The 12,442-nt window shown below is 42.7% G+C and carries 11 protein-coding genes and 1 pseudogene; 2 read left to right on the forward strand and 10 right to left on the reverse strand.

Annotated elements, in window-relative coordinates:
• Positions 1 to 3: 3 nt before the first annotated feature.
• The 10 genes from I2503_RS04755 to ylqF all read right to left on the reverse strand — a co-directional run bounded on the left by I2503_RS04755 (position 4) and on the right by ylqF (position 11,152).
• A complete protein-coding gene (locus I2503_RS04755; RefSeq protein ID WP_196091526.1) occupies positions 4 to 996 on the reverse strand; it encodes an alpha-ketoacid dehydrogenase subunit beta in 993 nt (330 codons plus the stop codon).
• Between the two features lie 15 nt (positions 997 to 1,011).
• The gene (locus I2503_RS04760) at positions 1,012 to 1,980 is read right to left on the reverse strand and encodes a thiamine pyrophosphate-dependent dehydrogenase E1 component subunit alpha (protein ID WP_196967209.1); all 969 of its coding nucleotides are present in this window, start codon (positions 1,978 to 1,980) and stop codon (positions 1,012 to 1,014) included.
• A gap of 143 nt (positions 1,981 to 2,123) precedes the next feature.
• Positions 2,124 to 3,290 carry a carbamoyl phosphate synthase large subunit gene (locus I2503_RS04765; protein ID WP_196967210.1) on the reverse strand — a complete coding sequence of 389 codons (1,167 nt, stop codon included), beginning with the start codon at positions 3,288 to 3,290 and terminating at the stop codon, positions 2,124 to 2,126.
• Positions 3,291 to 3,303: 13 nt separating this feature from the next.
• A complete protein-coding gene (locus I2503_RS04770) occupies positions 3,304 to 4,044 on the reverse strand; it encodes an alpha/beta hydrolase-fold protein (RefSeq protein WP_196967211.1) in 741 nt (246 codons plus the stop codon).
• A 15-nt stretch (positions 4,045 to 4,059) separates the two neighbouring features.
• Entirely contained in the window at positions 4,060 to 4,890 is an 831-nt protein-coding gene (locus I2503_RS04775) for an alpha/beta hydrolase-fold protein (RefSeq protein ID WP_196967212.1), read from the reverse strand.
• Positions 4,891 to 5,023: 133 nt separating this feature from the next.
• Positions 5,024 to 6,361 carry a methylenetetrahydrofolate--tRNA-(uracil(54)-C(5))-methyltransferase (FADH(2)-oxidizing) TrmFO gene (gene trmFO / locus I2503_RS04780; protein ID WP_196091521.1) on the reverse strand — a complete coding sequence of 446 codons (1,338 nt, stop codon included), beginning with the start codon at positions 6,359 to 6,361 and terminating at the stop codon, positions 5,024 to 5,026.
• On the reverse strand, positions 6,361 to 8,454 hold the full coding sequence (gene topA, locus I2503_RS04785) for a type I DNA topoisomerase (RefSeq protein ID WP_196967213.1): 2,094 nt from the start codon (positions 8,452 to 8,454) through the stop codon (positions 6,361 to 6,363). Before topA ends, trmFO begins: the two co-directional genes overlap by 1 nt.
• Before the next feature lie 212 nt (positions 8,455 to 8,666).
• Positions 8,667 to 9,512 carry a DNA-processing protein DprA gene (gene dprA, locus I2503_RS04790; protein WP_196967214.1) on the reverse strand — a complete coding sequence of 282 codons (846 nt, stop codon included), beginning with the start codon at positions 9,510 to 9,512 and terminating at the stop codon, positions 8,667 to 8,669.
• Positions 9,513 to 9,555: 43 nt separating this feature from the next.
• The gene (locus tag I2503_RS04795; protein WP_196967215.1) at positions 9,556 to 10,314 is read right to left on the reverse strand and encodes a ribonuclease HII; all 759 of its coding nucleotides are present in this window, start codon (positions 10,312 to 10,314) and stop codon (positions 9,556 to 9,558) included.
• Positions 10,301 to 11,152: a ribosome biogenesis GTPase YlqF gene (ylqF, locus tag I2503_RS04800; RefSeq protein WP_196967216.1), complete on the reverse strand. Its 852-nt coding sequence runs from the start codon at positions 11,150 to 11,152 to the stop codon at positions 10,301 to 10,303. The genes I2503_RS04795 and ylqF overlap by 14 nt, the downstream gene beginning before the upstream one ends.
• A 448-nt stretch (positions 11,153 to 11,600) precedes the next feature.
• Here ylqF and I2503_RS04805 point away from each other — a divergent pair, with 448 nt between their 5' ends.
• Together I2503_RS04805 and I2503_RS04810 are read left to right on the forward strand one after the other, a co-directional pair.
• A complete protein-coding gene (locus tag I2503_RS04805; RefSeq protein ID WP_196967217.1) occupies positions 11,601 to 11,852 on the forward strand; it encodes a type II toxin-antitoxin system RelB/DinJ family antitoxin in 252 nt (83 codons plus the stop codon).
• A gap of 21 nt (positions 11,853 to 11,873) precedes the next feature.
• Positions 11,874 to 12,153, forward strand: a pseudogene (locus tag I2503_RS04810) (type II toxin-antitoxin system YafQ family toxin).
• Positions 12,154 to 12,442 lie beyond the last annotated feature (289 nt).

Raw genomic sequence — 12,442 nt, forward strand, 5'->3', positions numbered from 1 at the left:
TCCTTATTCTTTGTTTACAGTTTTGAGAATTGCTTCTTTGATGCTTTCGACTGTTGGAATCATCGCATTTTCAAGATTTGCGGCATAAGGCATTGGGACGTCCTCACCCGCACAGCGGCGGATTGGTGCGTCTAAATAATCAAAGGCTTCTGATTCAGCTATGATGGCAGAGATTTCGCCAATAAAACCGCTTGTTTTGTGAGCATCGTTAACGAGAACGACCTTACCTGTTTTCTTGACAGAATTGATGATCATTTCCTTATCTAGTGGCACGAGAGTCCGTGGGTCAACCACTTCGACAGAAACTCCTGTTTCAGCTAATTCTTCCGCGGCCTGGAGAACACGACGCAACATTTTGCCATAGGTCACGACTGTAACATCGGTTCCTTCTCTTTTAATTTCTCCTTTGCCTAAAGGAATGACATAATCTGGATCTAGTGGAACTTCGCCTTTTTGATTAAATTCAGATTTGTATTCTAAAATAATGACTGGATTGTTATCACGAATGGAGGCTTTAAGGAGGCCTTTCATATCCGCTGGCGTTCCCGGCGCTACAACTTTGAGTCCTGGGATATGCGTAAACCAGCTTTCAAGTGATTGGGAGTGCTGGGCCGCGGAACCAACTCCATTCCCGGCAGCACAGCGAACAGTCATTGGAACCTGACCTTTTCCACCGAACATGTAGCGGGTTTTAGCAGCCTGGTTGACAATAGCATCCATGGCAATAACAGAGAAATCCATAAAGGTCATATCCACAATCGGGCGAAGACCTGTCATGGCTGCACCGGCTGCAGCTCCAGAGATCGCAGCTTCTGAGATAGGAGCATCTCGAACCCGCTCTGGTCCGAACTCCTCTAACATACCTACTGAAGTACCAAAGTCTCCTCCAAAGATCCCGACATCTTCACCCATGAGGAAAACATCTGGATTTCGGCGCATTTCTTCAGACATGGCTAGGATAATTGTATCCCGAAATGACATTAGTTTTGTTTCCATTATTTTTGTCCTCTCTTATTCGGCGTAAATGTCTTCAAAAGCTGATTCTAATGGTGGCAATGGGCTGTTTTCAGCAAATCGAACAGACTCTTCCACGGCTTCTTTTACTTGAGCCTGGATTTCTTCCAACTCTTCAGCACTAGCAATCTGGTTTTCAAGGAGATAGTTCCGTAGATTTTCAATTGGATCTTTTTTCTTCCATTCTTCTACTTCTTCCCGTGTCCGGTATTTTCCTGGGTCAGATGAGGAATGTCCGAGCCAACGATAAGTGACGCTTTCGATTAATACAGGTCCCTTTCCAGAACGAACATGTTCCACGGCTTCTTGGAAGCCTTTATAGACATCCAAGACGTTATTTCCATCTTCAATAAAAAGACCTGGAATACCGTAGGCCGCAGCCCGCTGGTAGATATGTTCTACGTTGGTCATTTTCTTGATGTCTGCTGAGATTCCATAACCATTGTTGATGCAAGCAAAAATAACCGGTAACTTCCAAATGGAGGCCATATTTACGGCTTCATGAAAGACTCCTTCGTTGGTTGCGCCGTCTCCAAAGAAGCAGACGACAATCTTATCGGTTCCTTTCATCTGTTGGGTTAGGGCAGCTCCAACTGCGATTCCCATTCCACCTCCAACAATACCATTGGCTCCTAGGTTTCCTGCATCTAAATCGGCAATATGCATGGACCCCCCTTTTCCTTTACAGGTTCCGGTGTATTTCCCCAGAATTTCTGCCATCATCTCATTCAGATTAATGTCTTTTGCGATGGCTTGTCCATGTCCCCTGTGGTTAGAAGTGATGAGATCATCTGGATTTAGGGCGGCCATGGCCCCAACATTGGCAGCTTCTTCACCAACGGAAAAGTGGGTCATGCCTGGAACTTTCCCCTTTTTAACCAGTTGAGCTATTTTTAAATCCATTCGACGGATTTCTTCCATTTTACGGAACATATCCAGTAAAAGGCTCTTGTCTAGTTTTTCCATATATTCACCTTTCTGTTTTCACAAACTTACATCTTCTATTTTACCTTGTCTTGAAAGCCCTGTCAAAAGATAACTAGCAAACCTAAAAAAAGCCCAGATAATAGGCTTATGTAGCATTACCTGGGTTTGTTTTTTTTGAAAAATTAATCAGCTAGCGCCTCGACATCATGAATGATATTGTGAATTACCTCAATATCATCAGAAGTGAAAATAAACATGTCATTTCCTTGAAGAGCTGCAAATGCTTCAGGCATACGAACATTCGCTTTCAAATTGGCAGCATAACGCTCTAGCAGTTCTTCTTTGGATACTTGATAGTTCTTTTCATCTCGACGTGTAGCCGCCAGTGCATGGTTTAGTGGGCCATCTGCCTCTGGAAAACCATGTCCTGCAACGAGACTCGCATAATCACGGAACAGATCACGTGAATAACCAAAGTTATAAACATCCATGGCAAAGGCCCCAGCTGGACGGTTATTGTATTCAATGGCAATATAGTCATCGCCGTTACGGAAGAACTCGATGTGGAAGAAGCGCTCTTTCATACCAAATGCTTTGACCGCTGCTTCTCCGTACTGACGGAGTAATGGATCTACTTCCGTTTGTGTGTAATAAGCAATTCCTTTTTGGTGGATCAGGATATTCAACGGTGTATCGGTATAATCAAAAGAAGTTGACCAGACAATCTCACCATTAGCATCAACTAAACCATCAAAGGTACAAATCTCAGTGCTTGTTACAAATGGTTCCAAGAAATATGCAACAGATTGATCCCAGTTTTCTAGGAATTCACGCACAGATCTTGGTTCTTCCAATTTATAAGTAGCTGCTGCCCCCACGCCATTATCTGGTTTAGCAATCAATGGAAGACTTAAGCGTTCAACTGCTTCTTCTACTTCGGCTTCATTTGTCACGACGCGTCCTGGAGTAACTGGAACACCAGCAGAACGGAAGATTTCTTTCATTTTTGATTTATACTTGGTTTTCTCAATATCTTCATTTTTAGGTCCGAAGACATTGAATTGTGTGCGAAGTTCTGCATCAAGCTCCAACCAGTATTCATTTTGGGATTCAATGCGGTCGATTGGTCCATGTTTATAGAAAAGAAAGGCCACCGCACGTTTAACTTCATCCAAGTCTTCCAAATCACTGACCCGGAAATATTCTGTCAAAGCTCCCTGAAGGTCTGATCCAAGTTGATCGTAAGGCTCCTGACCAATACCAAGCACATTGACCCCCTGCTTAGCCAACTCAAGGGAGAATTTTTGAAAGTTTTGTGGGTAATAAGGCGAAATAACGATATAGTTCATAATCCCTCTCCTTTTATAAATCAAGTGCTTCTAAGAAATAGGGCATTTGAATCCGCCACCAATCCCAATCATGAGCTACATCATAGCCCCAAACATCAAACCAAGAGGGAATTTGTTTCTCTTCAAAGGCAGATTTCAAGCTGTAGAAGGATGGCAATCCATCTTGTTCCCAAGCCCCCAGACCAGTGCAGACAATGATGTCAGCAGAACGGTAATGATCTAGGAACCATGGGTCATTTTGATTCCAGATATAATCGCTTGGAGAATTTTGGTAAATTTCTTTGTCGTCTCCATATTCTCCGACAAAGAAACGAGCGTCATAGACACCACTCAAGGCAATGACTTTTTGGAAAACGTCTGGATGCTGCAAGAAGAAGTTAAGCGCGTGATAAGCCCCCATGGAACAGCCAGAAGTCATCAATGGCCCTTCCCAATTTGCCAAGTATTTAATAAAAGGTACTGCTTCTTGAATGATATAACGTTCATAAGCTAGGTGCGCTAAGGCACGATCGTGACCAGGTTTCCAATTGGCTTCCCAACTTTCATTATCAATACTTGAGACAGTAAAGAATTGTACTTTTCCCTCATCAATAAAACGTTGGGAGGCATTGATCATTCCAAAATCATAGAATTCATTGTGACTTCCACCGGAAGAGGGGAAAACCATAACTGGAATCCCAGCATGTCCATAGCGGTTCATGTGCATATCACGCCCTAATTCATGACTCCAATGTACAAGATTTTCGATATTCATAATCTTCTCCTTTTACTAATCATGCCAAAAACGGCTTAAGAATCGGAAACAATCTCCTAATTGCTCAGCCCAAGCAATTTCATTGTGCTCAGCATCCGTCTGAATCACCAATTCCAGATTGTCTACATCATGCCCCATTCGAATCAGATCCTTAAAGTATCGAATGGAAGAGCTAACGTAGGCTTGCTTAATATTGCCTCCAATTAAACTCTTATCCGTCTCGTCATCTTCTTGGGTTCCGACATAGATGTAAATCTGTTGAGGCGCCTCCATTGGCATCCGTTCAATATAACGGTTGAAGGCCTCTTGATGGAGGAAATTGGCTGAGGAGAAAACTCCTAGACAACCAATTCGATCTTGATAAGCTAACCCCATAAACTGGGTAATATTTCCACCAAGGGAACTACCAATCATGGCAGTGTACTCTCTCTGAGGCTTAGTACGGTAATGTTCGTCAATAAAAGGTTTCACAACCTCCATGACAAACTCAGCGTACTCAATACCTTTCCCACCAAAGCTAATTCCTGGAATAATGCCTCCTTGAAACTTCCAAGCAGAGTACTCATTCATGCGGTTTTCTCCATCGTTGTCAATAGCAACCACAATCATTCGATCAATATCTGGGTTTCGTTTAATCGTTGGAATAACCTTCCAAGAATAGCCACTAAACGCCTCTTTACTATAGAGGACATTTTGCCCATCATGAAAGTAAACAACTGGATAGGAGCGCTCCACGTCTTGCTCATAGTTCTTTGGAAGGAGAACTCGAATGCGGCGCCCCTCACCTGAATAAGGGACCTCTAATTCATGCGTATGCATGTCCAAATAAAAATAAGAATGATTCATTGTCTGAAAACTCTCTATATTCAAAATTTAAATCAGTATACCACAAAAGCCTAGGACTGTACATATATTTTTGAAGGTTTTCAATAAATTTTCCTATCGCATACAAAAAAACCGAGACTAGGTCTCGGAGTCCTTACTTTTCAAGGAAAGGAATTAAATCATTCAAGGCACGTTCTGCAATTTTTTCATAACGTTCCTTCTTATCACGAATTCGTGGTCCGTCCAGTTCCTTGATAATCCCAAAGTTAACATTCATCGGTTGGAAATGCTTGCTGTCGGTTGAAGTAATATAGTGTGGCAAACTGCCAATGGCTGTCGTTTGTGGGAAAAGAACTTCTTCTTCACCCCTGAAGAGGGCAACAGCATTGATTCCGGCTACTAAGCCAGATGCGGCTGACTCTACATAGCCTTCAACACCAGTCATTTGCCCAGCGAAAAAGAGATTGGGCTGTTTTTTCGAACGGTAGGTTGGGCTGAGGAGATTAGGAGAATCCATGTAAGAATTGCGATGCATAACCCCATACCGGACAAATTCTGCATTCTCCAATCCAGGAATCATTTGGAAAACCCGTTTTTGTTCCCCCCATTTGAGGTGGGTCTGGAAACCTACGATATTGTACAGACTGCCCGCAGCATTGTCTTGGCGAAGTTGCACTACTGCATAAGGGGTCTTAAATTCACCATCACGCGGACCTTCGTAATCATCTGGATATTCCAGTCCAACTGGTTTCATCGGACCGTAAAGCATGGTTTTAATTCCCCTTTTAGCCATGACTTCAATGGGCATACAGCCTTCAAAATATTTTTCTTTTTCAAAAGAATTTAAAGGAGCTTCTTCTGCATGGACCAAGGCATCGTGGAAGGCCATGAATTCTTCTTTGGTCATAGGGGCATTGAGATAGGCTGCTTCTCCTTTGTCGTAGCGAGATTTTAGGTAAACCTTGCTGTGGTCGATGGTGTTGACATCAACAATGGGAGCGGCCGCATCATAGAAGTAAAAGCCAGTGCCACCATTCAGCGCATGAATTTTCTCTGCTAAGGCATCGCTAGTGAGGGGACCTGTCGCAACAATCGTAATCTCATCTTCTGGCAATTCTTGAATCTCTTCACGAATGACTTCAATGAGTGGATGATTGGACAGTTCCTCTGTCACGGCTTGGGAGAAACCTTCCCGGTCAACGGCTAAGGCTCCACCAGCTGGAACGCGGGTGGATTCCGCTGCTTTTAAGATAATGGAATCCAATCGACGCATTTCTTCTTTGAGAAGTCCTACCGCATTGGTTAGGGCATCTCCTCTTAGGGAATTGGAACAAACCAACTCCGCAAACTGGTCTGTTTTATGTTGGGGTGTCTTTTTAGGTCCCCGCATTTCATAAAGCCGAACAGGGATGCCACGCTTGGCAATCTGATAGGCTGCTTCACTGCCGGCAAGACCGGCTCCGATAACATTGATATGGGTAGTTTTATACATTATTTAACCTTTGCTTCTTCGTAGTCCCCGTTCACACAAACAACCTGCTTGCCTCCACCACGGACTTTCTTTTCAACGAGAGTTCCCTGACATTTTGGACAGGTCCGACCTACTGGTTTGTCCCAACTAGTAAATTCACAGTCTGGATAACGATCACAGCCATAGAAAATGCGATTTTTCTTGCTCTTACGCTCAATGACCTGTCCTTTCTGACATTCAGGACAGGTGACCCCAATTTCTTTGACGATAGCTTTGGTGTTGCGACAATCTGGAAAATTGCTGCAGGCGTAGAATTTTCCATAACGACCTAGCTTGATAACCATGGGGTTGCCGCAGACATCACAATCAAAACCAGCCGGCTCATCCTTGATTTGGATTTTTTCCATTTCTTCTTCAGCTTTCCCAATTTCCTTCTTGAAGGGTTGGTAGAACTGGTCTATGACTTTTTGCCACTCTTCTTGGCCAATCTCAACGTCATCTAAGCGTTTTTCTAAGTCGGCTGTAAAGTGGACGTCCACAATATCTGGGAAGAATTCTACAATGAGTCTGTTGACGATTTCTCCCAATTCTGTTGGTTCAAAACGTTTGGCAACGAGTTTAACATAGTAGCGTTTTTGAATCGTTTCGATTGTGGGTGCATAGGTCGATGGGCGTCCGACTCCATTTTCTTCCAGTGTTTTAATCAGAGTTGCTTCTGAATAGCGGGCTGGTGGTTGGGTAAAGTGTTGTTCAGGCTTACTGGAAATACGTTTAACCTTATCTCCAACTTCCATTTCTGGCAACATTTTATTGCGGTCGGTATCGTTGTAGATAGCTAGATAACCATCAAATTTAACCTGACTTCCACTAGCTGTGAAACGAACGCCAGCTTGTTCCAAATTGACCTTCATGGTATCAAAAACAGCGGCTGTCATTTGACTAGCGACAAAGCGATTCCAGATCAAAGTGTAGAGTTTAAGCTGATCTTTATCTAAGTATTTGCCGATGGACTCAGGTGTCAAATGAACATTGGAAGGACGAATGGCTTCATGGGCATCCTGAGCCGAGCTAGCATTTCGCACCTTACTTCCATGCTTGGAGTAGTTACCTCCAAAGCGCTCTGTGATAAAGTTGGCGGCTTCGTTGGTCGCAACCGGGCTAATCCGTGTAGAATCCGTACGCATATAGGTAATAAGCCCCTGGACCCCACCGGATATTTTAATCCCCTCGTACAATTGCTGAGCCACTGACATGGTCTTTCGTGTACGGAAATTCAGTTTATTCGCTGCATCTTGCTGAAGGGATGAGGTTGTGTAAGGAAGAGGTGCATTTCTGCGACGTTCTTTCTTTTCAACCTTGGTTACATCAAATTCGTCAGATTTGAGTAGACCTAAGACCTCTTGAACATCTTCGTTGGTTTTCAGTTCTTTCTTTTTCCCATTGATTCCATAAAAGGAAGCTTGGAACTGTCTGTTGCCCTTTTTAAAAACTGAGTCAAGCGTCCAATATTCTTCTGGGATAAAAGCATTGATTTCAGCTTCTCGGTCGATAATCAATTTTAGGGCAACAGACTGGACGCGGCCTGCTGATAAACCTTTTTTAACTTTTTTCCAAAGGATTGGTGAGATAGAATACCCTACAATACGGTCTAGAACTCGTCGTGCTTGCTGAGCATCGACCAAGTCCATATTGATTTGCCGTGGCTCTTTAAAGGCACTCTTAACCGCATCCTTGGTAATTTCATTAAAGACAACGCGATTGCTATCCTCAAGATTTAAGTCCAGGATATGGGCCAGATGCCAAGAAATGGCTTCTCCTTCGCGATCCGGGTCACTTGCTAGGAAGACATTTTTAGCTTTTTTGGCTTCTTTTTTAAGGTCGTTAATGAGTGGCCCTTTTCCGCGAATGTTGATGTATTCAGGTTCATAGTTGTTTTCAAAATCGACGGACATCGACGATTTTTTGAGGTCTCGAATATGCCCGACACTCGCCATCACCTTGTAGTTTCGACCAAGGTATTTTTCAATCGTTTTGGCCTTGGCGGGCGATTCGACAATGACTAGATTTTTCTTTGGAGTGGTTTTTTTCCTTGTTTTCGTAACCAAGCTCTTCACCTTTCAATTCATACTTAACTAACTTCTAAATCGGAATACTCGAAAAATTTCAAAAAGATGACTAGGAAAGCCGATGATGGTAGAACTTAAGGTTCACCGAAGAGGCTTGACAACGTCAGATTTTGAAATTTAATGAGTATCAATTTAAACTGGGACAAGTTTACTCTATTTTCATACCCCTGTCAACAATTAGGTTTTTCTATAGGAGAACTTTAAGTTATGTTTAAATCACTAAGAATGTCTAAACCACATGAGACGTAGTGGGCGCCTTCTTTCAATAGCTGGTGACAGCCTTCATGACTTTCTAATAAAATGGAGCCTGGAATGGCATAGATTTCACGTCCTGCTTCAAGAGCGCGGTCTGCTGTTATCAGGCTTCCAGATCGAACTTTGGCTTCTGCTACCAAGACGGCTGTAGCCAAGCCTGCGATAATACGATTCCGATTGGGAAAATGATAGGGTTTGGCAGTTTCTTTAGGGCCATACTCGCTAATCAGAAGTTGGTGACGGCCCATGTATTCTTGAAGCCGTTTGTTTTCTGGTGGGTAAGCATGAGCCAAGCCTGTTCCTAGAACGCCTATAGTTGGTGTCCCTTCTCTGAGAGCCGCTTTATGGGCTGCTGTATCAATTCCCCTGGCCAGGCCACTAATTATCGCTAATTTCCCTTTGAGTTCTTGGATAATTTTGTTGACAGTTTGGAGTCCGTACGGGCTAGCCATTCGGCTCCCAACAACCGCTAAAGCTGGTAATTGTAGAAGCTCTAAATTTCCTTGATAGAAGAGAACAAGTGGAGGATCATAGATTTCTTTTAGAGGAGCTGGGTAGGCAGGGTCGGACATTCCTATAGAAGGACAAGAGTGAAATTCTTCCTGTATGGACCCGTGGTCCCATTTTTGGGCCCTCTGCAAGCGTTCAAAGGGTTCTTTGCAACCTGAGATTACAAGCCGATTGCGGAGCACTTCTTCTTCTCCTTTTTCCGCCTCATAATCCATAATCCTTCGAATCTGAGCATTGCTTAAGCCGAGTTTCCGTAAATAAAATATGTCAAATGTCTTCATTATTTCTCACCTCATCTGCTTATTCGCAAATGCGGCAAAAAAATTAAAAATCTTTGACGGGAGCAAAGGTCTTTCGATGAATGGGGCTTGGCCCTAATTGCCGAAGACCGGCTAGGTGACTCGGTGTTCCATAACCGACATTGTTGGCAAAATCATAACCAGGAAACTCCTGATCATAGGCCTCCATCAGGCGATCGCGCTCTACCTTGGCGATGATGCTGGCTGCAGCAATCGATTGGCTTCTCGCATCTCCCTTGATTAAACTAGTTTGCTCGACGGCTAGATCCAATTTCATGGCATCAATCAATAGATGATTTGGAACTAGTCCAAGGTTTTGAATGGCTTCCTTCATGGCTATCTTTGTCGCTTGATAAATATTGACCTGATCGATGATTTCGGCTTCAACACGCCCAATCCCAATCGCCACTGCCTCTTCTTTGATCGTATCGTACATTTCTAGTAATTTCTTTTTGGATAATTTTTTAGAATCGTTGATTCCCCGAATCCGGCTGGTCTGTGGCAAAATGACTGCCGCAGCCAAGACTGGCCCCGCTAAAGGACCACGACCAACCTCATCTACTCCGGCTATCCATTCAACTCCCTGAGAGTACAAGTCCTTCTCTAAGCTCATTAGAGCTTCCAAGCGCTCCTGTTCCACTCGTTCTGCTTCCAACTGCTTTCTTCTTTGTTGAAGAAGTTTTTGAACCCCTTGTCGGGAGTCTTCTTGTAAATCCAGGAAAAGAGGGTTGTCCAAGCGGTCCACCCCAAGTAATAAGGTTTGAATTTCTTTAATCGTCGCCATCTAAGTCACCCACTCGATCCAGGGTATAACGACCTAGTTTGCCGTCTCGAATCTCTTTGACAAAAAGTTGATAAAAGCGGTCATAATCATCTCTAAACCCTAAGAGACTGGTTCCATCCATAATGTATTCTGGAGTCTCCAAGCTTAAATCAAGTTTTGGAAAACGTTCCTGCAAACGTTCGGGATAATAAGTCTTAAAGTAATCAAGTCCGAAAATTGTTACTTCGTCCATTGGAAGTAATTGATCTTTGATCGCACCCGTCAAGGCTAGTTTTAAAGCTACAGTCTCATCTTCAAACTTAGGCCAAAGGATTCCAGGTGTATCTAAAATTTCCAAGTCCTTGTTGGTCCGCAACCACTGTTGGCCCTTGGTAACACCTGGTTTATTGCCTGTCACCGCTATTTTTTTACCCGCTAAACGATTCATTAAGGTCGATTTCCCTGCATTTGGAATACCGATAATCATGGTCCGAAGGGTTTGTGTGCGAATTCCGCGTTCTTCTTGTCGCTTTAATTTAGCAGCCATGAGAGATTTTGATGCCTCGGTAACTTTTTTGACACTGGAAGCCTCTTTGGAATTAAGAGCCAGCACCGTTTTTCCCTGCTTCTCAAAATAAGACCGCCATTCTTGTGTAATCTGTGGGTCTGCTAGATCTGCCTTATTAAGAATCAGTAATTGTGGCTTATCCCCCACAATTTTTGTCAACATAGGATTTTGACTGGATAGCGGCAAACGTGCATCTACCAAAACCGTGACAAAATCCACAAACTTTAAACTTTCTTGTACCTGGCGTCGTGCCTTAGACATGTGCCCTGGGAACCATTGAATTGTTGCCATGTGATTTCCTTTCTGATTACTTTCATTCTGCGGAATTCGACTCCTCATCTGTGATATTGGACCAAATTCCCTTATCATTACATGAAAATTAGCATACACTAATCCTTGCCTTTCTTCAACCCTATAATAGCCAGGTTGCCATTCTTGTGGATCGATTTGATTCATAACCTCCAAGAATTACTCGATGCTGGAGTCAGTGGAAAGAAGCTTGTAGATAGAACCTGATGATCAGTACCAGTGTATAACAGATTTGGCTATATCAACTGAAAAGGGATTATAGATTGGAATACGCTCTCACTAGAGTCTACCCCTTGCTACCTTCCTCAGGTCTCATCACTACCTCAGGATAGCCATTTCAAGGTAAATATCAATTTTTTAAAAAACAACACAAACAATTGACAATGTATACCATTTGTAGTAAGATTTCATTTGAAAGGAGGTATATCAAATGGCAAACGTACCGACTCAAATTCGAATTGATGAATCTGTAAAAACTCAGGCAACCTCATTGTTTAGCGATTTAGGCTTAGATATGTCTAGCGCTGTCAATATCTTTTTACGTCAATGTCTTTTGCGTGGGGGTCTTCCTTTTACTGTTGAGATTCCAAATTATTCACAGAGTACAATTCAAGCAATGGAAGAAGCGAAGCTCATTTCTCGTGATCAATCTGTTGCTTCATATGATAATTTAACTGATTAAAAAAAATCCTTGGAGTCTTAAATGTATCATCTGAAATTTACATCTGCTTTCAAAAAAAAGTTATAAACGTATGATAAAACGTGGAGTAGACTTGAATCTACTAGATGAAGTTATTGAGCAACTTCGATTGGGACATTCTTTAGACGAAAAATACCGAGATCATGAACTAAAAGGATCTTATGCTGGTTTCAGAGAGTACCATATAAAACCCGATTGGCTTTTGATTTATCTTATTGAGGACGATGTCTTAACTCTAACTTTATCTGATACAGGCAGTCATGCGGACTTATTCAACATGTAACTTTTGGATGAGCAAGAGGTAAACCCGAATTATTCATACCCTGAATATCTTTGCGTAACTATCAAAAAAATCATCAGAAACAAGCAATAAACAATTGCAATTCTGATGATTTTTATGAACGATCAAGCTTTTCTATAAATAAAGATGGTTCTACTACCTTAGCACCCTAAAAAAGGGTAGACTCCGCCCTTGGTGCGACTCTCGATTTTTAAAAATGTATTCTATTTGATTCGGTATCCTAATTTCCTAACAAAGGGGGACTGGTATCCCTTACTGCATAGAGAACGGG

Origin of the sequence: Streptococcus sp. NLN64 (genome assembly GCF_015831295.1) — a bacterium.
Lineage (GTDB): Bacteria > Bacillota > Bacilli > Lactobacillales > Streptococcaceae > Streptococcus.